The following is a 22,853-nucleotide window of genomic DNA, read 5'->3' as shown; positions in this document are numbered from 1 at the left end:
GATCCGAAAATGGGGAGACCCCAAAAGGAACACGCCGCCTGACGGCGGCGCGGAAGGTTGAAAGACTGTGGCCGCGAACCGTCAGGCAGGAATGAGCGCTGTGCCCTTGGCGTGGGTCAGCAGGCGAACAAGGCGGCCGATGGTGGCCCGCAGCTCGTGCCGGTGCGCCACAAGGTCGATCATGCCGTGCTCGTGAAGATATTCGGAACGCTGGAAGCCTTCCGGCAGCTTCTCGCGAATGGTCTGCTCGATGACGCGAGGACCGGCAAAGCCGATCAGCGCGCCCGGCTCGGCGATGTGAACGTCGCCCAGCATGGCATAGGAGGCAGTGACGCCGCCGAGCGTCGGATTGGTGAGCACGACGATGTAGGGCAGTCCCGCCTCGCGCAGCATCTCGACCGCCACCGTGGTGCGCGGCATCTGCATAAGCGACAGGATTCCCTCCTGCATGCGAGCGCCGCCGGACGCCGTGAACATGACGAAGGCGGCCGAACGGGCCACGGCTTCCTCAATGCCGCGAATGATCGCTTCGCCGGCGGCCGTACCCAACGAACCACCCATGAAGTCGAAGTCCTGCACCGCGGCGACCACGGCGTTGCCCTCGACACGACCGGCGCCCACCAGCACCGCATCGTCGTTGCCAGTCTTGGCGCGCGAGTCGCGCAGGCGGTCGACGTAACGCTTCTCGTCGCGGAACTTGAGCGGATCCTGCGTCACCGCCGGCGTCGAAATCGCCTCATAGTCTCCGCCGTCGAAGAGCTGCACGAAGCGTTCCTTCGGCGGCATGCGCATATGATAGCCGGAGTTGGGGATCACCCACTGGTTGGCTTCGAGGTCACGGTGAAAAACCATCTCGCCGGTCTCCGGGCACTTCACCCAGAGATTCTCGGGCACATCGCGCTTGGCGGACCAGAGGGAGCGGATTTTCGGGCGGACGACGTTGTTGATCCAGTTCACGGGGAGTTTCGACCTTTGCTCGCGGAACACCGGCCGGCCATGCCGTTCCCGGCGCGGAACCGGCCGCAGCCAAGCCTCGGGCGCCGCCGTTCCTTCGTCGAGGCTCTCATAGCACAGCCTTCCCCGGGACCAAAGCCGTTTCGCCTGACGCGGAACCGCCACTTCCGTCACTGCGGAGATGCCGCTTTTCAGCGACCGCCGATCGGATTAGCTTCGAACCGTTCCAGGAGAGCCCCATGCCGTTGCCCATCATAGAGCGCCGCCGTATCGAGGCGGAGATCGTCGGCCACCTTTATCGCGAACTCGTGGGACGCATGGGCGAGGAGGAGGCACGGGACATCATCGACGGGGCCATCCGAAAAGCCGCGATCGCCCATGGGGAGGCCTGCCGCGCCGACCTCGGCCACATGCCGGATTTCAAGGATTTCGAGGCCATTCTGCCGGCCTGGACAGCCGATGACGCCCTGACGATCGAAGTGAAGGAGGCGAGCCCGGAGCGTCTTTCCTACGACGTCACGCGCTGCCAGTACGCCGAGACATACAAGGAGATGGGACTGGCCGAGATCGGCGCGCTGCTCTCCTGCAATCGCGACGCCGCCTTTTGCGAAGGCTACAACCCGTCCATGAAGCTTGAACGCACCGAAACCATCATGGCCGGCGGCCGGCGGTGCGATTTCCGCTATCGCCTCGACCGGACACAAGACTGAACGGTCGCGACACCCTGTCGGAGCGATTTGCTTCAAGGCGTTTACCTCAAAAACGGCCCCTCGCTGAAATTGCCACCATCTTCCGTTGCCGGTCTTGCATCCACCGGCCAAATCGGATGATGAATAAGCCGTCAGATACGAAAGTTACAAACACCCGGCCACAAAGGTCTTTCTAGGCCTTTGTTGGCGTTGCTTTTGGCCTTTGGTCGTCCGGCGCATGCTGCGCAGCGCGGAAAGAGTGTGATGAAAGTCGGGGTTCGCGATATTGCCAGGGAGGCGGGCGTTGCGGTCAGCACCGTGTCGCATGTCCTCAATGGGACCGCCTCGATAAGCCGTGAGGTGCGCGACCGCGTTCTGGCCGTGGCACGCGATCTCGGCTATCTCGACCAGCGGCGAGCCAAGGCGACCATCGCCACCATGGAGCGCGTGGTCGTCGCCTTCGATCGGAACTTCGAAACTTCGGGCGACGCCGCTTTCCGCAATCGAGCCCTCTACCAGGGGCTCAAGCGGGAATGCGAACGACGGTCGCTCAAGATCACGACCTCCATTTCCGATGGGACCGGTTTTGACGCCGACAAGGTGGAAGAGATCGCCCGCACCGAGAAAGCCAGCGGCGTCATCCTGATGAGCTGCGGCGAAAAGCTCGATCTCGGCGACCTCGTCAAGACGGGCCTGTCGATGGTGGTCATGAACGGCGAGGAGCAACTGCGACGGGCCGACGCGGTCGTACCGGCCAATGGGTTCGCCGCCAGTGTCGCGGTCCGGCACCTGATCGATGCGGGACACCGCCACGTATTGATGCTGGGCACGACGGGCCGCGATCATCTGACGACACGGCGCACCGGGTTTGCCGAAGCGATCGAAGCCCACGAGCTGAACGCCCACGAGACCATCACCGCCGCCGAGGACAGCGTGGAGGCCGGCGAGGCAGCCGTGGCGGCGCGGCTTGGCGAAACCGGCGATCTCGGCGGCGCAACCGCCATCTTCTGTCTTTCGGACCCGCTGGCCGAAGGGGCCTTGAAGGCACTTTCGGCCGCCGGTCTCGATGTGCCGGCCGACGTGTCGGTGATCGGTTGCGACGGCATACGGGAAGCCCGGCCGACCGGTCTTGCCACCGTCAGTGTCGGCTACGAGCAACTTGCCGTATCGGCCTTGGCCATCATGGAATCGCGGCTCATGGTCCCCAAGCCGGCTCGTTCCTGCATCCTGGTAGAGTTCGGCACGGAACTCATCGCGGGCACCACCGTTGGGCCACCACCCGGCGAGCGCACACCACGAAAAGTCGGCGGCATGGTACCGGCGCGTGGCAGGCGAAGTCGTCGCGGCAGCATCGGCGGGGGAGGGCCGCATGCACGTCTTGTTCTTAATCGATTCCACTGATCTCAGACGCTGGCAGGCCGAAGCGATCGCGGGCGTCCTGGCCGCCACCGGCGGCAGCGGCGCCATTGCCACGGTAGCCGGCCCGCCACCTGCCAGTCTGCTCGATTTCTGTCTTGCCTTCGAGGCTCTCGCCTTTCGCCGGCCCCTCAACGAACCGCTTGCGCGGCTGTCGCCCTCCGCGCTCGGCCTGTCCGTCGGCGATGAGGATGCCGATCTCGTCGTCGATCTGGCTGCCGCGACCGATATCTCTCGCGACCGGCTGCTGATCAGCGTAAGCGGGACCGGAGTGGCGGCCGGCGCCGCGGACGCCATCATGGCCGGAGAGGAGCCGTTTCTCGATCTCATTGCGGTTACCGGCGAGACCCACCGCCTGGTCGGCCGCTGGCACATCGCCGTTGAGGACCGGCGGCAACTCGGATCGGGAATGTCCATCACCACCGGCCGGGCAATCGAGATGCTGACGCTGGCAGCCGGGCATCTGGCCGGCGGCGCCACGCTCCACGATCTCACGCTGCCGCGTGTGGAGACCGATCCGCCGCCCCGCCGAACCGGCAATCCGGGCCGCTTCGCCGCCACCACCTTCGCACGGTCGCTCGCCAGTCGCCTGGAGCGCCTCGTGCGCAACCCGCCCAACTGGGCGGTAGCCTGGCGGACCGACGAGACCGGCGACGATGCGTTGCCGACCATTGCCGGGCGTCCCTGGCGGCGGCTCGCCGATGACGGCGAGCGCTTTTACGCCGACCCCTTTCTGGTGCGACAGGGTGACCGCACCGTCCTGCTGGTGGAAGAATTTCCGTTCGCGACGCAAAAGGGCATCATATCGGCGGTTGACGTCGGTACCGGCGGCCCCATCGGTACGCCGCGACCGGTGATCGAGGGCAACTGCCATCTGTCCTACCCCTTCGTCTTCGAGGAGGACGGCACGCTCTACATGATCCCGGAAACGTCCGGACAGCGTCAGGTTCAGCTTTGGCGGGCAGTCGAGTTTCCCGACCGCTGGGAGCAGGTGGCGGTCCTGATCGACGACATCGACCTTGGGGACGCCACGTTGCTTCAGGCCAACGGCCGCCGCCATCTGTTCGGCACCGTGCGCCCGAACTGGGGCTCCAGCTGGGATGGGCTTGCCATCTTCACGGCCGAGACTCTCACCGGTCCGTGGGTTCCATTGTTCGCCGGCCCGGCCAAGGTCGACGTCGCGTCGGCGCGACCGGCCGGCCGGATGTTCTCGCTCGGCGCGAACATCATTCGGCCCTTTCAGGACAGCGCCGGCGGCTATGGCGCCGGCCTCGGCTTCGCCCGCATCGATCGTCTCGATGCCGGGGGATATGCCGAGACCGCGCTTGTGGCGTTGCGGCCGGCGCCGCCGCTTTCAGGCCTTCACACCTACAACCGAGGCGCGGGCTTCGAGGTGATCGACGTCATAGCCGGCGGCGGGACGGACGTCGTCGTCCCATAGTGCGGGCCGACGTTCAGGTTGCGATTACCAGCGGTGACGGCGCGGGCCGCAATCCATGACCTGCATCCGCTGATAGCGGACAATCCGGCCCCACGGATCGACGACCGGCCGATCGACCCAGCGCGGCCTGCACATCGGCGGCGGTCCCCAGTTGTGACCCGGCGGTCCCCAACCCGGCCGGCCCCAACCCGGCCCGGGAGGCGGGGGCGCCCCCCACCCCCAACGCGGGGGCGGGGGCGGCATGCGCGGACCGTCGTGATAGCCAAAATAGAAACCATCGGCTGCCGCGGTCGAAGCCGTGCCGGCGAGGCCGGCGGCAGCGACCAATGCCACCGCCAGAGAAGCGACAAGGGTATTGAGAAGACGCCTATGGAACATGGCAGGGCCCTCCTTGGAGCGCGGACTCACCGGTTTCCTGCCGGCGGGTCATCTTGAGCGGATTTCTACACCGTTTCCCTTGAACCAACCCTGAGGCCTGCGTTCATCGGCCATTCAGCTTTTCAGCCGACAGTCCGAAGCGAAAGCCGAAGCCGATGACCGATACCACCCCTCTTGTCACCATGGCGCCCGATCTCGCCGTTGCCGTCCTCGACTGGCAACGCTGGCTGGCCGATCTGCGCCGCCTCAGCCCACGCACCGTCGAGGCCTACGGCCGTGACGCGCACGATTTCGTTCGCTTCCTGACGGGGCACCTTGGCGCGCCTCCCGCCATTGTCGACCTCGGTCGGCTGTCGCCAGCGGATTATCGTGCTTTCCTCGCGCGCCGCCGACGTGACGGCCTCGCCGCGCCAAGCCTCGCACGCGGCCTCTCCGGCATTCGTTCGCTGATTCGGTTCCTCGAGAAGCGAGGGGAAGCAACCAGCGCCGCCGTCTCCGCTATCGCGGCGCCGAAAGCACCCCGCCGGTTACCGCGCCCGCTCGGCGTTTCCGACGCGCTTTCCATCGTGTCCGAAGCCGGAGCACTGGTGGACGAGCCATGGATCGCCGCGCGCGACGCCGCCGTGCTGGCGCTGCTCTACGGCGCCGGTCTGCGCATTTCCGAGGCTCTTTCACTGACCGCCGCCGAAGCGCCGCCGGAAGCGGGCGGCGCGGTGCGCGTCACCGGCAAGGGTGGCAAGACGAGACTTGTCCCCGTGCTGCCCGCGGTCGGTCGGGCCGTGGCGGCCTACATTCGCCTCGTCCCCTTCCGTCTCGCCCCGCAGGAGCCCCTGTTTCGCGGCGCAAAGGGAGGGCCGCTGTCGCCCCGCATCATCCAGCTCGCCGTTCAACGCCTGCGCGGCGCCCTTGGTCTTCCCGAAACGGCGACACCACACGCGCTCCGGCACTCGTTCGCCACGCATCTTCTCGGGTCCGGGGGCGATCTCCGCACCATCCAGGAACTGTTGGGCCACGCCAACCTGTCGACGACGCAGGTCTACACCTCGGTCGACGCCGAACGGTTGGTCGCCGCCTGGAAGGGCGCACATCCGCGCGCATGAGGCAGGATACCCGTTTCGCCGATCGGCTTTCCTTGGCCTGCCCGATGGCTTAAGGCTTGCGACTTAAGTCCACCTCCCGGGAGGCCCATCAGGGCCATCGCCTCTTGAACGCTTCCGCTGCTCCCTCAACCGATACGCCTTGGCTCGGCTACGGATTCGCCGCTCTCGGAGCCGTGCTGTTCGCCGCCAAGGGCATCCTCATCAAGCTCGCCTTTGCCGAGGGCGTGGACACGCTGACGCTGCTAGCGCTCCGAATGGGGCTCTCCGTGCCCGTCTACGTTGCCGTCGGCGTTCTGGCCTATGCCCGGGAGCGCCAGCGGGCGGTGCCGATGCCGGCCTATGCCAAGGCGTTGCTGATCGGGGTGATCGGCTACTGGTTTTCGTCCTATGCCGACTTCAAGGGCCTGGAGACGCTGACGCCGCAGTTCGAGCGGCTGATTCTCTTCACCTATCCGCTGTTCGTGCTGCTGCTCGGCGCGGCCCTGTTCCACATGCCGCTGCGCTGGAAGCCGCTCGCCGCCTTTGGCATCGCCTATCTGGGCCTCGCCGTGGTGTTCCTGGCCGACTTTAAGACGGGCGGTGGCGACATCGTCGTCGGCGCGCTCTGGGTATTGGGCGCCGCCGTCACCTTCGCGCTTTATCAGCTGCTGGCCGGAGGCAGCATTGCCGTCATGGGGGCGCCTCTGTTCACCTCGGTCGCCATGACCGGTGCGGCGGCGGTGATCCTGATGCTGTTTCTTCTCACGCACCCGCTATCGGCCCTCGTCGTGTCCAGCCGCGCCTTTGCGCTCGCCGTGGCGCTGGCCATCGGCGCGACGATATTGCCCAGCTTCCTGATGAGCGCCGCGCTGTCGCGCATTTCGGCGGCGGCCAACTCCACCATCGGCACGCTGTCGCCGGTGGTGACGCTGTTCCTCGCCGTGCTGATCCTGGGCGAGCCGTTGCGCGGCGTCGATCTTCTCGGCACCGCGCTGGTGGTGGGCGGCGTCGGGCTGTTCACCATCGTCGACCGGCGCCGCTGACCGTCAGGCGTGAATTGCTCGCTTGTCGACGGCGAGCGCCGCTTCCTTCACCGCCTCCGACAGCGTCGGATGGGCATGACAGGTACGGGCAAGATCCTCGGCCGATCCGGAGAACTCCATCAGCACCGCCGCCTCGGCGATCGCTTCGCCGGCGCCCGGTCCGACAATGTGTACGCCGAGCACGCGGTCGGTGTCGGCATGGGCCAGCACCTTGACGAAGCCATCGGTCTTGAGGATCGACTTGGCGCGGCCGTTGGCGATGTAGCTGAACTTGCCGACCTTATAGGGCACGCCGGCGGTCTTCAGATCTTCCTCGGTCCGGCCGACGGCGGCGACCTCGGGCGACGTGTAGACCACCGCCGGGATCACGTCGTAATTGACGTGGCCCGCCTTGCCGGCCAGGAGTTCGGCCACGGCGATACCTTCGTCTTCGGCCTTGTGGGCGAGCATGGGCCCGGCAACGACATCGCCGATGGCGTAGATGCCCGGCACGTTCGTCGCGTAATGGCCATCGATCTCAACGCGCCCCTTGCCGTCGAGCTTGACGCCGACTTCGGCAAGGCCGAGACCCTCGGTAAAGGGTTTGCGGCCGACCGCCACCAGCACGACGTCGGCATCGACGGTTTCCGCCTCGCCCCCGGCGGCGGGCTCGAAACGCACCTTTCCGCCGTCGACGCCGGTTACCTTGCGCCCGAGCTTGAAGGCAAATCCCTGACGCTCCAGGAGTTTCTGGAAGGTCTTCGCCACCTCTCCGTCGAGGCCTGGAAGGATACGGTCGAGATACTCGATCACCGTGACGCGCGCGCCCAGGCGCTGCCAGACCGAGCCGAGTTCGAGGCCGATGACGCCGGCACCGATCACCACCAGATGCCCGGGCACCTTTTCCAGCGACAGCGCGCCGGTCGAGGAGACCACGCTCTTCTCGTCAATGGCGATGCCGGGCAAGCCCGCCACATCGGAGCCGGTGGCAATCAGAATGCTCCTCGCTTCGACGACCGTCTTGTCGTCGCCTTCGCCAGTCACTTCCACCTTGCCCGCGGCGACGATGCGGCCGGTACCGCGATGGACGGTGATCTTGTTCTTCTTGAAGAGGAAATCGATGCCCTGGACGTTGCTGCGGACGGTTGCGTCCTTGTGGCCCATCATGGCCGGCAGATCGAGTTCGGGCTCTCCGACCTTGACGCCGAGCTTGGCGAAGACGTGCCCGGCCTCGTGGAACATCTCGGACGCATGCAACAGCGCCTTGGACGGAATGCAGCCGACATTGAGACAGGTGCCGCCGTGGCTCGCGCGCTTTTCGACGACGGCGACGTTCATGCCGAGCTGGGAGGCGCGGATGGCTGCCACATAACCGCCGGGACCGGTACCGATGACAACGAGATCGAAGGACATGAAGGCACTCCTCTGAGGCTGCAGCGGCTTGTGTTCAGGTGCGCAGTGCGGGGGACTCACTCGGCTCGGGAAAGAGCCAGACGGATGCTGAAGGCGATGAAGACAGCACCGGTTACGCGATTGATCCAGAGGCCGGCTCGCGAAAAGGCGTTTCTCACCCTGGGCATGGTCAGAAAGCAGGACACGGCGGAGAACCAAAGAATGAGACAGGCCGCCATGACCAAGCCGTAGCCGCCCTTTACCAGCGCCGGGGTCTGGTGACTGACCAGCGCGGAGAACAGGGACAGGAAGAACAGTATCGGCTTGGGATTGAGGGCATTGGTCAGGAAGCCGAGACCGAAGGCCCTGAGATTGCTCGTGGGCACCGCAAGCCGGGTGCCGGGCTCCGGCAACGTCGGTGCGGGCGCTCGCAGCGCCATGATGCCCATGTAGGCCAGATAGGCGGCACCGGCCCACTTGATCACCGAGAACAGCAGCAAGGACTGGGAGACGATCAGCCCCAGACCGAGGATGGTGTAGGTGAGGTGGAACAGCAGCGAGGTACCGACGCCGAAGGCCGTGAGGATACCGGCCCGCCTGCCGTGAACGAGGCTCTGCCGCATGACCATGGCGGTGTCCGCGCCGGGTGCCACGATGGCAAAGGAGAAGACCGCCATGACGCCGGCAAGCTCGCCGAGATAAGGAGACATCGGTTTCCTTTCGATTGCCGCATCGCCCCCGTCGAGGGCGGCGGACCGCAGGCGGGCGCCGACAGGCATCCTCCCTCCGCCTTGGAGGGAGGCCTGAGTGCGGCGCCGATCGTCAGAGGTCGAGAACGAGCCGCTGCGGCTCCTCGAGGTTCTCCTTGACGCGGACGAGGAAGGTCACGGCTTCCTTGCCGTCGATGACACGGTGATCGTAGGACAGCGCCAGATACATCATCGGCCGGATCTCGATCTTGCCACCCACCACCATCGGCCGTTCCTGGATCTTGTGCATGCCCAGGATGCCCGACTGCGGCGCGTTGAGAATCGGCGTCGACATCAGCGAGCCGTAGACGCCGCCGTTGGAGATGGTGAAGGTGCCCCCCTGCATCTCCTCGATGCGGAGTAGACCGTCGCGGGCGCGCTTGCCGTACTCGCCGATCTTCTTTTCGATGCCGGCGATGGAAAGCTGGTCCGCATCGCGGACGACCGGCACGACTAGGCCCTTGTCGGTGCCGACGGCGACGCCGACGTGGTAGTAGTTCTTGTAAATGAGGTCTTCGCCATCGATCTCGGCGTTGACGGCCGGGATCTCCTTCAGCGCCTGCACCACGGCCTTCACGAAGAAGCCCATGAAGCCAAGCTTGACGCCATGCTTCTTCTCGAACAGGTCCTTGTAGGAGGCCCTGAGCGCCATCACGCCGGTCATGTCCACCTCGTTGAAGGTGGTGAGCATGGCGGCCGAGTTCTGCGCCTCCTTGAGGCGACGAGCAATGGTCTGACGGAGCTTGCTCATCCGGACTCGCTCCTCGCGGCCGGCGTCATCGGCGGCGACCGACGCACGAGGTGCCGACGGAGCGGCGGGCGCCGGGGCGGCAGTGCGAACGGCAGCGACCGCGGCCAGCACGTCCTCCTTCAGCACCTGGCCGCGCTTGCCCGAACCACTCTCCACGCTGGCGCCGGTTTCGGCCATGACGCGGGCGGCGGCGGGTGACGGCGGCACGGGCGCGGCGGTCTTGACGGGCTCGGCGGGCTTGGCCGCAGCAACAGGCTCAGCCGGCTTCACCGGCTCGGCGACCTTGGGTGCCGGAGCACCCGCGGAGGCCGCGCCAAGCGAACCCAGAAGGGCGCCGACGCCGACGGTCTCACCGGCCTCGACCAGGATTTCCGACAGCGTGCCATCGATCGGCGACGGCACTTCGATGGTCACCTTGTCGGTCTCAAGTTCGACCAGCGGCTCGTCGGCCTTGACGGCCTCGCCGACTTTCTTGAACCAGCGGCCGATGGTGGCCTCTGTAACCGATTCGCCGAGCGTCGGGACGCGGATCTCGTTGCCCATTTGAGCTTCTCTCCAGATGCGAAAGGGATGGAGGCGGCCGGTTGGCCGCCCCGATGGCCGGTCAGCCGAGCGCTTCGTCGAGGAAGGCGGCGAGCTGGGCGAGGTGCTTGGACATCAAGCCCGTGGCGGTGGCGGCGGCCGGAGCCCGGCCGGCATAGCGGGCGCGGGGGGTCTTGGCGCCAATCTGCTTCAGAACCCATTCGAGATAGGGGTCGATGAAGGTCCAGGAGCCCATGTTCTTGGGCTCCTCCTGACACCAGACGTGCTCGGCGTTCGGGAAGCGACCGAGCTCATTGACCAGCGCCTTGGCCGGGAAGGGATAGAGCTGCTCGACGCGGAGGAGATAGACATCGTCGATGCCGCGCTTCTCGCGTTCCTCGAGGAGATCGTAATAGACCTTGCCGGAGCACATCACCACGCGGCGAATTTCGGCGTCCGGCTTCAGGCGCACGGTCACCGTTTCCGGATCCGACTCGGCATGATCCCAGAGCAGCCGGTGGAAGGAGGTCTCCGCTCCCATATCGGCGAGCTTGGACACCGCCCGCTTGTGGCGCAGCAACGACTTCGGCGTCATCAGGATCAGCGGCTTGCGGAAATCGCGCGTCAGCTGCCGCCTGAGGATATGGAAGTAGTTGGCCGGCGTCGTGCAGTTGGCGACCTGCATGTTGTCTTCGGCACAGAGTTGCAGCCAGCGTTCGAGACGGCCGGACGAATGCTCCGGCCCCTGCCCCTCATAGCCATGCGGCAGCAGGCAGACGAGGCCGGACATTCTCAGCCACTTGCGCTCACCGCCGGAGATGAACTGGTCGAACACCACCTGCGCACCGTTGGCGAAGTCGCCGAACTGCGCTTCCCAAAGGGTGAGCGCGTTGGGGCGGGCCAGCGAGTAACCGTATTCGAAGCCGAGCACCGCCTCTTCCGACAGCATCGAGTTGATGACTTCGAAGGGCGCCTGTTCCGGCGAGAGATTGGCGAGCGGAATATAGCGGGCTTCGGTCTCCTGATCGTAGAGCACGCTGTGACGCTGGCTGAAGGTACCGCGTTCGCAGTCCTGGCCCGACAGGCGGATCTTGTGACCGCCGAAGGCGAGCGAGCCGAAGGCCAGGGCCTCGCCAAGCGCCCAGTCGATGCCCTCGCCGGTCTCGATCGCCTTCTTGCGAGCGTCGAGGAAGCGCTGGATGGTGCGGTGAACGTTGAACGTCGGCGGCACCGTGTTGATCTTGAGACCAATCTCCTTGAGCGTCTCGATGTTGACGCCAGACTGGCCGCGCCGCTGTTCGTCGAAGCTGTCGGCCACCCTGAGGCCGGCCCAGGCGCCATCGAGCCAGTCGGCCTTGTTGGGCTTGTAGGCCTGTCCCGCCTCGTACTCCTGGTCGAGCCTCTGGCGGAAGGCGGCCTGCATGCCGATGACTTCGTCCTGGGTGACCGTACCCTCGTCGATCAGCTTCTTGGCGTAGATCTGCAGGGTCGTCGCATGGCCGCGGATCTTGGAATACATGATCGGCTGGGTGAAGCCCGGCTCGTCGCCTTCGTTGTGACCGAAGCGACGGTAGCAGATCATGTCGATCACCACCGGCTTGTGGAACTTCTGACGGTAGTCGATGGCGACCTTGGCGGCATAGACCACCGCCTCTGGATCGTCGCCGTTGACGTGCAGGATCGGCGCCTCGACCATCTTGGCCACATCGGACGGATAGGGCGAAGACCGCGAGAAATGCGGGTTGGTGGTGAAGCCGATCTGGTTGTTGACGATGAAGTGGATCGAACCGCCGACGCGGTGACCGCGCAGTTGGCTGAGGCCGAAGCACTCGGCAACCACGCCTTGACCGGCGAAGGCCGCATCACCGTGGAGCAGCAAGGGCAGCACCTTGACCCGCTCACGCAACGGGATGATGTCGCCCTCCCAGACCGTGGTGGAGACGTCTTGCTTGGCGCGGACCTTGCCGAGCACCACCGGATTGACGATCTCGAGGTGCGACGGGTTGGGCGTCAGGCTGAGGTGAACCTTGTTGCCATCGAACTCGCGATCCGAGGATGCACCGAGGTGATACTTGACGTCACCCGAGCCTTCGACGTCGTCAGGGGCGTAGGAGCCGCCCTTGAACTCGTGGAACAGCGCCCGGTGCGGCTTGCCCATCACCTGCGTCAGCACGTTGAGGCGACCACGATGCGGCATGCCGAGGACAATCTCCTTCACGCCGAGATTGCCGCCACGCTTGATGATCTGCTCAAGCGCCGGAATCAGGCTTTCGCCGCCGTCGAGGCCGAAGCGCTTGGTGCCGGTGTACTTGACGTCCAGAAACTTCTCGAAGCCCTCGGCTTCGATCAGCTTGTTCAGAATGGCCTTCTTGCCATTATCGGTAAACTCGATCTGCTTGTCCGGCCCTTCGATGCGCTCCTGGATCCAGGCCTTCTCCTCCGGCGAGGAGATATGCATGAACTCGTAGCCGATCGTGCCGCAGTAGGTGCGCTTCAGGATATCGATCATCTGGCGCACGGTGGCGTATTCGAGGCCGAGCACGTGATCGATGAAGATGGGCCGGTCCATGTCGGCTTCGGTGAAACCGTAGCTCGTCGGATGCAGCTCCTCATGGTCGAGCTTCTTGGCGACGCCGATCGGGTCGAGATCGGCATGGAGATGGCCGCGCATGCGATAGGCGCGAATCATCATGATGGCGCGCACCGAATCGAGCGTCGCCTGCCGGAGCTCCTCGGCGCTGATGCCGGCCGGCTGCGCCTTCGCCTCGATCTTCTTTTCGAGGACCTTGCTGGCTTCTGGCCAGTTGCCGTCAAGCGCGGAGACCAGTTCGCCATTGACCTTCGGCGGCCAGTCGGACCGCGTCCAGCTGGCGCCCCGCGCGCCGCGCGCCGTCGCCGGCTCGGAAAGGGCGTCGAAGAACTCCCGCCATTCGGGATCGACCGACGTGGGATCGGCAAGGTAGCGAGCCTCAAGCGCCTCGATATAGGCGGCGTTGCCGCCATAGAGGAACGAGGTTCCGGCGAAAGCGTCGTTATCGTTCTGCCGTGCCATATGCGTTTCGGAGCCGTCCGCTCCGCCCTCGCGTTCCGGCGAAAGCAGGATCGCTTCGCCGTGGGTAGATGGGGACCCCGCGGGCGGCGGCAATCGGCCCCCGCGGCGTCCTTTCGGATGGTGAGACGCTACGCCTCAACCCTTCAGGCGTTCGGCCAGCGTACGGCCGAGCTGCGCCGGTGACGGCGACACGACAATGCCCGCCGCCTCCATGGCGGCGATCTTGTCCTCGGCCCCTCCCTTGCCGCCGGAAATCACGGCGCCGGCGTGGCCCATGGTGCGGCCGGGCGGCGCCGTGCGGCCGGCGATGAACCCGACCGTCGGCTTCATGCGGCCGCGCTTGGCCTCGTCTCTCAGGAACTCGGCAGCCGCCTCTTCGGCCGAGCCGCCGATTTCGCCGATCATGACGATCGACTTCGTCTCGGGATCGGCGAGGAACAGCTCCAGCACGTCGATGAACTCGGTACCCTTCACCGGGTCTCCGCCGATGCCGACGGCGGTCGTCTGGCCAAGGCCTTCGTTCGTCGTCTGGAACACCGCCTCATAGGTCAAGGTTCCCGAACGCGACACGATACCCACAGAACCGCGCCGGAAGATGGAGCCGGGCATGATGCCGATCTTGCACTCGCCGGGCGTCAGCACGCCCGGGCAGTTGGGGCCGAGCAGACGCGACGTCGAGCGGTCGAGCCGGGCCTTCACCTTCACCATGTCGAGCACGGGAATGCCTTCGGTGATGGTGACGATCAGCGGCATTTCCGCCTCGATCGCCTCGATGATCGAGGCGCCGGCCGCCTTGGGCGGCACGTAGACGACGGAGGCGTTGGCTCCGGTCTTCTCACGCGCCTCGGCGACGGTGTCGAACACCGGCAGAACCGCCTTGCTGCCGTCGGGCAGCGTGCCTTCCCAGGTCGATCCGCCTTTTCCGGGCGTGACGCCGGCGACCATCCTGGTGCCGCAGTAGCCGAGTGCCTGCTCCGTGTGGAACGTGCCGGTCTTGCCGGTCAGGCCCTGGACGATGATCTTGGTGTCCTTGTTGACGAGGATGGACATCGCGTCAGGCTCCCTTCACGGCGGCGACGATCTTGCGGGCGGCATCGTCCAGGTCGTCCGCGGCGATGACGTCGAGACCGCTTTCGGCGATGATCTTCTTGCCAAGCTCGACGTTGGTGCCTTCCAGGCGAACGACCAGAGGCACCTTCAGCCCAACCTCTCGCACGGCGGCGATGACGCCCTCGGCGATGACGTCGCATTTCATGATGCCGCCGAAGATGTTGATCAGGATGCCCTTCACGGCCGGGTCGGCGGTGATGATCTTGAAGGCCGCCGTCACCTTCTCGCGGGAAGCGCCGCCGCCGACATCGAGGAAGTTGGCCGGTTCGGCACCGTAGAGCTTGATGATGTCCATGGTGGCCATGGCAAGCCCGGCGCCATTGACCATGCAGCCGATATTGCCGCTGAGCGCCACGTAGGCGAGATCGTGCTTGTGGGCCTCGATCTCCTTCGCGTCTTCCTCGGAAAGGTCGCGCAACGCCTCGACGTCGGGGTGACGGAACAGCGCGTTGCCGTCGAAGGACACCTTGGCGTCGAGCAGACGCAGATGACCATCCTTCAGCACGATCAGCGGATTGATCTCCAGGAGGCTCATGTCCTTGTCGGCGAAGGCCCGATAGAGCAGCGGGAAGAGGCTCTCGGCATCCTTGGCCGCCACTCCGTCGAGCTGCAGAGCGGACACGATGGCCGCCACGTCGGCGGCAGTCACGCCGGCTTCCGGATCGATGGCCACCGTGACGATCTTTTCCGGCGTATCGTGAGCGACGGTCTCAATGTCCATGCCGCCCTCGGTCGAGACGACGAAGGCGATGCGACCGACCGCGCGATCGACCAGCAGCGAGCAGTAGAGCTCGCGGGCGATGTCGGCGCCATCCTCGATGTAGAGTCGGTTCACCTGCTTGCCGGCCGGGCCGGTCTGCTTGGTGACCAGTGTCGAGCCCAGCATCTCGCGGACGAATCCCACCACCTCGTCCACCGAGCGGGCAAGGCGAACGCCGCCCTTGTCACCGGCAGAGGCTTCCTTGAACCGACCTTTGCCACGACCGCCGGCATGAATCTGGCTTTTCACGACCCAAAGAGGGCCGGGAAGAGACCGGGCGGCCGCCTCCGCCTGATCGGCGGAAAAGACGGGTACGCCAGCGGCGACAGGCGCGCCGAACCCCTTGAGCAGGGCCTTGGCCTGGTATTCGTGGATGTTCATCCGGAAGTCCTTGGCTGAGGTGGGAGAGGCTGACTGAGTGAAAATGCGGATGGATTCGCCGGAGACGAAAAGGCCGGGTCGCCGTCTGGCGGCCCGGCCCATGTTTTCAACAGATCAGGCCAGCGCAGGCGCGATGGTCTTGCAGGCTTCGATCAGGCCCTTCACCGAGGCAACCGACTTCTCGAAGCCGGCCTTTTCGTCGGCCGACAGCTCGAGATCGACGATCTTCTCGACGCCACCGGCGCCGATCAGGGCCGGCACGCCGACGTAGGTGTCGGTGACGCCGAACTCGCCCTTGAGGTAGGAGGCCACCGGCAGGATGCGCTTCTTGTCCTTGAGATAGGACTCGGCCATGGCGATGGCCGAAGCAGCCGGGGCGTAGAAGGCCGAACCGGTCTTCAGCAGAGCGACGATCTCGCCACCGCCCTTGCGGGTGCGCTCAACGATGGCGTCGAGCTTCTCCTGGGTGGTCCAGCCCATCTTCACCAGATCCGGCAGCGGCACGCCGCCGACCGTCGAGTAGCGGATCAGCGGAACCATGTCGTCGCCGTGGCCGCCGAGGGTCATGGCATGGACGTCCTCAACCGAAACGCCGAACTCGTCCGACAGGAAATAGCGGAAGCGGGCCGAGTCGAGCACGCCGGCCATGCCGACGACCATGTGGCTCGGCAGACCGGAGAACTTCTGCAGCGCCCACACCATCGCGTCGAGCGGGTTGGTGATGCAGATCACGAAGGCCTTCGGAGCATACTTGGCGATACCGGCGCCAACCTGTTCCATGACCTTGAGATTGATACCGAGAAGGTCGTCACGGCTCATGCCGGGCTTGCGCGGCACGCCGGCGGTGACGATCACGACGTCTGCGCCTTCGAGCGCCTCATAGCTGTTGGTGCCGGAGAGCTTGGCGTTGAAGCCTTCAACCGGGGCGGTTTCCGCCAGATCCAGAGCCTTGCCCTGCGGCACGCCGTCCATGATGTCGAACAGAACGACATCGCCGAGTTCCTTCTGGCCGGCCAGCAGAGCCAGCGTGCCGCCGATCTGGCCAGCACCAACGAGAGCGATCTTTTTCCGCGCCATTGATTATTACCTTTCCCTTTACGTAAAGGTTAGTTAGATCGAAATCGATCGGCATGGAATTACAATGATCGTCAGTCGCGTGCAAGCGAGACTATCGGGGAAAGTCAACTTTTCACGAAGACGATACCGGTTTGCCGGCCTTCTTCTTCATGAAGTAGGTGACGTCAACGTAACACCCTCTTTGGTTGCCTTTGGCGGCCTGCTCGCCGCCCGGCGAAGCCATGCCTCCGTGCGCATTTCGATGAGCCGAGACGCCGTGCGAGCAAACTCGAAAGCTTCGTTGCCATCCGGTGCATGATAAAGGTCGCCGGGCTCGCCGTCGGCGGTCAGCACGAGCGCGCAACCTGCGTCGTAGAGCACGTCGACCAGTGTGATGAAGCGCTTTGCCCGATTGCGCTCGCCGGCCGCGATGCGGGGTACGCCGGTCACCATCACCAGCTCGAAGTGGCGGGCTATCGTTCGATAATCAACCGCGCCGAGCGGCTGGTCGCAAAGTTCCGGGAAAGTGAAGCGCGCGCGCCGGCCGGCAGCACGCGGCACGTGGAGCAGGCGCCCCTTGACGTGAAGATCGCACGTCATCTCGCCACCATCCGACAGGCTCGCCCAAAGACGCTCGGTGGCGACGTCGGTGGCCGGCCCAAGCGGAGACAGATAAACGTCGGCCGCCGAGAGACCCTCAAGCCGATGATCGGCGCCGTCCCTGAGATGCACGATCTCGCAATGTTCCCTGAGAATGCCGATGAAGGGGAGGAGGCTGTTGCGATTGAGGCCGTTCAAATAGAGCCGGTCGGGCGCGACGTTGGACGTCGCGACCAGGGTCAGACCGAGGTCGAAGAGGCGGCCGAACAGGCGGCCGAGCAGCATGGCATCGGCGATATCGGTTACCGAGAACTCGTCAAAGCAAAGGAGCTTGACCTCGTCCGCAAGGGTCCGCGCCACGATCTCGACGGGATCGCGCGGGTCGCCGGCCGCCATGGCCCGCCGCGCCGTGGCGATGGCATCGTGCATGTCGGCCATGAAGGCGTGAAAATGCTGCCGCCGCTTCCTGCTGACCGGCGCTGCCGCGTGAAAGCGGTCCATCAACAGCGTCTTGCCCCGCCCGACGCCGCCCCAGAGGTAGAGGCCACGCACCGTCGGCGTCCGCCCCACCGGAATGAGACCGAGCAAACGACGGCGCCGACGTGGCATCGCGAGCTTTTTGAGCAACCGGTCAAGGGCAAAGGCGGCGTGCCGCTGCGCGGCGTCAGCCGTCAAACGGCCGGCGGAGACTTCGCCATCGAGCCAGAGGGCGATTTCGCCGGCCGGAGCCTCCGCCGTCATTCCCGCGATCAGCCGCGGAAGAACTGCACGCCGCGCTTGCTGACGTCGGTCTGGCCGGAATAGCGATTGGGAGCCGCGGCGTAGAGACGAGCGACAACGGCGCCGGAAGCGTCCTTCAGCAAGATCTCCTTGCCGGAGACATCCCACGCGCCCACGGCTTTCAGTTCGTCGGATACGCAACCGCGCGTCGACGCACGATAGCCGCCGCTCCAGGTGGTCAGGTTCATGGAGAGCTGGCAAGTTTCTCCGGCCGAGGCCAATGTCCATCCACCGATCAGGTCGGCCTTGCGCACATCGGCGGCAGCGGCCGGATTGGCAGGCATCGCCGTCGGCTGTCCGAGGGCCACATCGGTCGTCGGCTGCGGCATGGCGGGAGCCACCGGCGCCGGCAGTGCCTGACTTGCCACCGGATTGACCGGCTGGGGCGCCAACGGAGCGATGCGCGGCGGCGGCGGCGCGTAGCTGCCGCAGGCAGCGAGCGCGAGGACGGAAACGACGGAGACGGTGGCGGTGATGCGCATCAGGTGAGGCTCCCAAGGGACGGGAAGAGGACGCCGTGGCTCCCGGCGTGATTCTCTCCAATCATGGCGGCCGATGATAGCTGCCCCGGTCCCGAAGGGGAACCGGAGGCTGAAAAAACTTGAAAATAGAAACAAATGCCTATCGTCGACGTTGCACGGAAGACGCGAAAGCCACAAGATACGCCCCGTGTTCGGGCGGGGGAGCACTAGCATGTTGTCCTTTGTTGCGCGTGTGGTTGGGCTTGTGCTGTTTGCCATCGGCGTTGTGGCGCTGATTTCCGACGGAATTTCATCGATCGCCGCCGATACGGTGGTGATGACTCCGCTGTCCGAAAGCCTTTCTCTCATTGCTCCCGATTTCGTCGATCGGGTGGAGGGGCTGTTGAAGCCTCTCGTCGGCGACGCGGCATGGACAGAATGGGGCTCGGCGATACTTGCCTGGCCGACTCTCGCCGTTGCCGGCATTTCCGGCATCTTCCTGATGCTGGCCGGCGCACGCCGATCGCAGCGTCCGACGAGGAGACATGTCGGCTTCACCATCTGAAAAAGTCGTGCTCGGGATCGATGCGGCCTGGACTTCGGCCAACCCGAGCGGCGTGGCCCTGGCCGCCAAGACCGGCACAGTCTGGCATCTGATCGCAGCGGCAGCCTCATTCGAAGAGTTCATCGGCCTCACAGGTGACAATGTCGGCAGCGGCCCCTCCGCCCTGATCGCAGCTGCTTGTCGTCTCGCCGGGAGGGCGCCCGATCTCGTCGCCGTGGACATGCCGATGATGGACGCACCGATCCTCACGCGCCGGGCCGCCGACAATGCCGTCAATCGCGCCTACTCCGGTCGAGGCGCCGGAACCCATTCGCCCACCGCGGATCGGCCCGGCGCTGTCGGCCGCGCACTGGAGGCGGGACTTTCCGCCGCGGGCTATCCGCTCGCCACCCTCGACATCCGTCCGCCCTGTAGGGTGGAAATCTACCCGCATCCGGCGCTGATCGAGCTTCTCGGCGCGGCCTACCGCCTGCCGTACAAGGCTGGAAACACCGGCAAATACTGGCGCGGCCTGCCGCTCGCCGAGCGCCGCCTGCGGCTTTACGAGATTTGGGCGACCATCGTCACCACGCTTGACGGCATGTTGGCCGGCAGCGCCGCCGCCCTTACACTCCCGCCACTGGGCGCACGCGGCAGGACTCTCAAGGCGTTCGAAGATCGCCTCGACGCCGTCGTCGCCGCACTTGCCGGCGCCATGGCGCTTGACGGTCGGGCGCGGCCGTATGGCGATGCGGCATCGGCGGTTTGGGTGCCGCAGGGCGTCACTTGCCGTTGATGGAATAGTCGCGGCGTCCCTGGATGTCGGCGCTGCCCGGAGACCATAGTCACAGCGACAAAACCCTGCGGGACTGCCGGCGACGAAAGATGGTCCATGAATGTGAAGACTGGGTCGGGGTTTTGAAGTGGGTACGCCTCGGGCCTGAAGTTTGGGGAACCGGCCAAGCTGCCGAGCTCGTCGCCGCGGCATGACGCGTTGCGATCAACACTTCAAGCTTCGTAGGGTTTGGGTGAAGGTCCATCCGGATAGCGGAGGCCCAATCGGATTTTACGCGCCCAGCCGAGGTGCATGGCCCAGGCCCGCGCCAAAATCGCGGGCCGCCGTCTCGTTCAGGAGGGCCGCCCGGAGAATTCGGACGGCTTTGCGAGCGGGGCATGGCGGCAAGCGACAAGAATCTCGCCGAGTAGCCTCGGCAAGCCTGAAGAGCCTGCCAAGGTCACCCAATTCAGCTGCCGTACGCCGAGGTTCGGCCAGGCGGGACCGATGTCAAACGTCGAGATTGGCGACCGACAAGGCGTTGGCCTGGATGAACTCGCGACGCGGCTCCACCTCATCGCCCATCAACCGTTCGAAGATGTCGTCGGCCTCGATCGCTTCGCTGACGTGAACGCGCAACAGCGAGCGGGCGTTGGGATCGAGCGTCGTCTCCCAGAGCTGCTCGGCGTTCATCTCGCCGAGGCCCTTGTAGCGCTGCATGGCGATACCCTTGCGGCCGGCGGCATAGACAGCATCCAGCAACGTACGCGGACCGCGCACCGCGATTTCGCTGTCCCGGCGCCGGAGAGCGGCGGCCATGCCATAAGTGGCGGCCAAGTGCTCATGGTGGGCGGTCAGCTTGCGCGCATCGGCCGACGACAGCAGCGCCGCGTCGATGATGCTGGTCTCGGTAACGCCGCGCACGACGCGATGGAAGGCGAGGCTGCCATCGGACAAGGCCTCGCCCGTCCACCCCTTCTCGAACTCATCGGCGATGATATCAAGGCGGGCAGCCACGCTTTCGGCAGCGTTCTGCGCCGCCTCGCGGTTTTCCAGGAGCCGGGCGTCGAGCGCCCCGGCAATCGCCGCTTGTTCGACGACGTCATGGCTATAGCGGTGATGCAGTCCGTCAATGAGGTTCCGGACGATACGTGCCCGATCGACGATGACCCGAAGATCCTGTCCTGCCAGCGCTTCGCCATCGGCGAGCTTCAGCACCGCCTCATCGAGACCCTGCGTCACCAGGAAGTCTTCCAACGCCCGCTCGTCCTTCAGATACTGCTCGGACTTGCCGCGCGTCACCTTATAGAGCGGCGGCTGGGCGATGTAGATATGACCGCGCTCGATCAGCGCCGGCATCTGCCGGAAGAAGAAGGTGAGCAACAGCGTGCGAATATGGGCGCCGTCGACGTCGGCGTCGGTCATGATGATGATCTTGTGGTAGCGGAGCTTGTCCGGCGCGAACTCGTCGGTACCGATCGACGTGCCAAGCGCAGTGATCAGCGTGCCGATCTCGGCCGAAGATAGCATCTTATCGAAGCGCGCCCGTTCCACGTTGAGGATCTTGCCCCTGAGAGGCAGAACCGCCTGGAACTCCCTGTTCCGGCCCTGCTTGGCCGAGCCACCGGCCGAGTCACCCTCGACGAGGAACAGCTCGGTGTTGGCGGGATCGCGGTCCTGGCATTCGGCGAGCTTGCCGGGGAGCGACGCCATGTCGAGCGCGCCCTTGCGGCGGGTCAGCTCGCGCGCCTTGCGGGCTGCCTCACGGGCGGCCGCGGCTTCGACGACCTTGCCGACCACCGTGCGCGCTTCGGCCGGATGTTCCTCGAACCAGGTGGAGAACGCTTCGTTGAGGGCACTCTCGACAACGGGACGCACCTCGGACGACACCAGCTTGTCCTTGGTCTGGCTGGAAAATTTCGGGTCAGGCACCTTCACCGACAACACGCAGGTCAAACCTTCGCGGCAGTCGTCGCCGGTCAGCGTCACCTTCTCACGCTTGGAGATGCCGGCGCCTTCGGCATAACTGGTCACCTGACGCGTCAGCGCGGCGCGGAAACCGGCGAGGTGGGTTCCGCCGTCGCGCTGGGGAATGTTGTTGGTGAAGCAGAGCACGTTCTCGTGGTAGCTGTCGTTCCACCAGAGCGCGACCTCGACGGTGATGCCGTCCTTGTCGGTCGAGACCAGGATCGGCTTGGCTATCGCCGGCTTCCTCGAGCGGTCGAGGTAACGCACGAAGGCTTCAAGGCCGCCTTCGTAATGCAGTTCCTCGATGCGCGGCTCGACGCCGCGATTGTCCTCAAGGAGGATGCGCACACCGGAGTTCAGGAAAGCCAGCTCGCGCAGGCGACGCTCCAGCGTGGCGAAATCGAAGTCGGTGACCCCCTTGAAGGTCTCGTGGCTCGGCATGAAGGTCACCTCCGTGCCCTTCTCGCCGACGCTCGTTCCCGTGACGGCCAACGGACCGTCCGGCACGCCGTTCGAGAAACTCATCTCGTGCACCAGATCGTGCCGCCAGACCTTGAGCTTCAACCAGACGGACAGTGCGTTGACCACCGACACGCCGACACCGTGCAGGCCACCCGACACCTTGTAGGAGTTCTGGTCGAACTTACCGCCGGCGTGCAGCTGGGTCATGATGACCTCGGCCGCCGACACGCCCTCTTCCTTGTGGATGTCGGTGGGAATGCCGCGACCATTGTCGCGCACCGTGCAGGAGCCATCGGCATTGAGGCGGACCTTCACCACGTCGGCATGGCCGGCCAGCGCCTCATCGATGGCGTTGTCCACCACTTCGTAGACCATATGGTGCAGGCCTGAGCCATCATCGGTGTCGCCGATATACATGCCGGGGCGCTTGCGCACCGCGTCGAGCCCCTTCAGCACCTTGATGGATTCGGCGCCGTAGTCGTCGGGGTCGTAGGCTGTGGTGTCGGTCATG

Annotated in this window: 18 protein-coding genes; 7 read left to right on the top strand and 11 right to left on the bottom strand. The window is 65.4% G+C overall.

Translation table 11 applies throughout. From position 1 onward, the window contains the following. Positions 1-81: 81 nt before the first annotated feature. Entirely contained in the window at positions 82-957 is an 876-nt protein-coding gene (gene accD / locus QQZ18_RS18585; RefSeq protein ID WP_284542446.1) for an acetyl-CoA carboxylase, carboxyltransferase subunit beta, read from the bottom strand. Positions 958-1,193: 236 nt separating this feature from the next. Here accD and QQZ18_RS18580 point away from each other — a divergent pair, with 236 nt between their 5' ends. The 5 genes from QQZ18_RS18580 to QQZ18_RS18560 all read left to right on the top strand — a co-directional run bounded on the left by QQZ18_RS18580 (position 1,194) and on the right by QQZ18_RS18560 (position 7,000). Further along, positions 1,194-1,664, top strand: coding sequence for an L-2-amino-thiazoline-4-carboxylic acid hydrolase (locus QQZ18_RS18580; RefSeq protein WP_284542445.1), 471 nt, complete (start codon positions 1,194-1,196; stop codon positions 1,662-1,664). A gap of 243 nt (positions 1,665-1,907) precedes the next feature. Next, entirely contained in the window at positions 1,908-3,044 is a 1,137-nt protein-coding gene (locus QQZ18_RS18575) for a LacI family DNA-binding transcriptional regulator (RefSeq protein WP_284542444.1), read from the top strand. Further along, positions 3,013-4,500, top strand: coding sequence for a glucosamine inositolphosphorylceramide transferase family protein (locus QQZ18_RS18570; RefSeq protein ID WP_284542443.1), 1,488 nt, complete (start codon positions 3,013-3,015; stop codon positions 4,498-4,500). Before QQZ18_RS18575 ends, QQZ18_RS18570 begins: the two co-directional genes overlap by 32 nt. A gap of 533 nt (positions 4,501-5,033) precedes the next feature. Further along, on the top strand, positions 5,034-5,978 hold the full coding sequence (locus tag QQZ18_RS18565; RefSeq protein ID WP_284542442.1) for a tyrosine recombinase XerC: 945 nt from the start codon (positions 5,034-5,036) through the stop codon (positions 5,976-5,978). 104 nt (positions 5,979-6,082) lie between these two features. Further along, positions 6,083-7,000, top strand: coding sequence for a DMT family transporter (locus QQZ18_RS18560; RefSeq protein WP_284542441.1), 918 nt, complete (start codon positions 6,083-6,085; stop codon positions 6,998-7,000). Between the two features lie 3 nt (positions 7,001-7,003). Here the strand turns inward: QQZ18_RS18560 and lpdA are convergent, their stop codons facing one another. The 9 genes from lpdA to QQZ18_RS18515 all read right to left on the bottom strand — a co-directional run bounded on the left by lpdA (position 7,004) and on the right by QQZ18_RS18515 (position 18,614). After that, complete coding sequence (lpdA, locus tag QQZ18_RS18555) at positions 7,004-8,392, bottom strand: dihydrolipoyl dehydrogenase (RefSeq protein ID WP_284542440.1); 1,389 nt, start codon at positions 8,390-8,392, stop codon at positions 7,004-7,006. A 56-nt stretch (positions 8,393-8,448) separates the two neighbouring features. Continuing rightward, positions 8,449-9,081 (bottom strand): LysE family transporter, encoded by a 633-nt coding sequence (locus tag QQZ18_RS18550; protein ID WP_284542439.1) that lies wholly within the window; start codon positions 9,079-9,081, stop codon positions 8,449-8,451. Positions 9,082-9,193: 112 nt separating this feature from the next. After that, positions 9,194-10,414: a 2-oxoglutarate dehydrogenase complex dihydrolipoyllysine-residue succinyltransferase gene (gene odhB / locus QQZ18_RS18545; RefSeq protein WP_284542438.1), complete on the bottom strand. Its 1,221-nt coding sequence runs from the start codon at positions 10,412-10,414 to the stop codon at positions 9,194-9,196. A 61-nt stretch (positions 10,415-10,475) separates the two neighbouring features. After that, positions 10,476-13,445: a 2-oxoglutarate dehydrogenase E1 component gene (locus tag QQZ18_RS18540; RefSeq protein ID WP_284542437.1), complete on the bottom strand. Its 2,970-nt coding sequence runs from the start codon at positions 13,443-13,445 to the stop codon at positions 10,476-10,478. A gap of 135 nt (positions 13,446-13,580) precedes the next feature. Further along, entirely contained in the window at positions 13,581-14,495 is a 915-nt protein-coding gene (sucD, locus tag QQZ18_RS18535; RefSeq protein ID WP_284542436.1) for a succinate--CoA ligase subunit alpha, read from the bottom strand. Positions 14,496-14,499: 4 nt separating this feature from the next. Further along, positions 14,500-15,696: an ADP-forming succinate--CoA ligase subunit beta gene (gene sucC / locus QQZ18_RS18530; RefSeq protein ID WP_284542435.1), complete on the bottom strand. Its 1,197-nt coding sequence runs from the start codon at positions 15,694-15,696 to the stop codon at positions 14,500-14,502. 114 nt (positions 15,697-15,810) lie between these two features. After that, positions 15,811-16,773, bottom strand: coding sequence for a malate dehydrogenase (gene mdh, locus QQZ18_RS18525; RefSeq protein ID WP_284542434.1), 963 nt, complete (start codon positions 16,771-16,773; stop codon positions 15,811-15,813). 147 nt (positions 16,774-16,920) lie between these two features. Next, a complete protein-coding gene (zapE, locus tag QQZ18_RS18520; protein ID WP_284542433.1) occupies positions 16,921-18,093 on the bottom strand; it encodes a cell division protein ZapE in 1,173 nt (390 codons plus the stop codon). Positions 18,094-18,101: 8 nt separating this feature from the next. Then, the gene (locus tag QQZ18_RS18515) at positions 18,102-18,614 is read right to left on the bottom strand and encodes a protease inhibitor Inh/omp19 family protein (protein ID WP_284542432.1); all 513 of its coding nucleotides are present in this window, start codon (positions 18,612-18,614) and stop codon (positions 18,102-18,104) included. 211 nt (positions 18,615-18,825) lie between these two features. On the opposite strand from QQZ18_RS18515, the gene QQZ18_RS18510 reads away from it, so the two are divergent. Continuing rightward, positions 18,826-19,158 (top strand): hypothetical protein, encoded by a 333-nt coding sequence (locus tag QQZ18_RS18510; protein WP_284542431.1) that lies wholly within the window; start codon positions 18,826-18,828, stop codon positions 19,156-19,158. 7 nt (positions 19,159-19,165) lie between these two features. Then, on the top strand, positions 19,166-19,933 hold the full coding sequence (locus QQZ18_RS18505) for a DUF429 domain-containing protein (protein WP_284542430.1): 768 nt from the start codon (positions 19,166-19,168) through the stop codon (positions 19,931-19,933). Positions 19,934-20,422: 489 nt separating this feature from the next. On the opposite strand, the gene gyrB is transcribed toward QQZ18_RS18505, so the two are convergent. Continuing rightward, entirely contained in the window at positions 20,423-22,852 is a 2,430-nt protein-coding gene (gene gyrB / locus QQZ18_RS18500; protein ID WP_284542429.1) for a DNA topoisomerase (ATP-hydrolyzing) subunit B, read from the bottom strand. Position 22,853: the final 1 nt, after the last annotated feature.

It is taken from the genome of Pleomorphomonas sp. T1.2MG-36, from assembly GCF_950100655.1.
Classification (GTDB): Bacteria; Pseudomonadota; Alphaproteobacteria; order Rhizobiales; family Pleomorphomonadaceae; genus Pleomorphomonas.
This window is presented reverse-complemented; position numbering and strand designations above follow the sequence as displayed.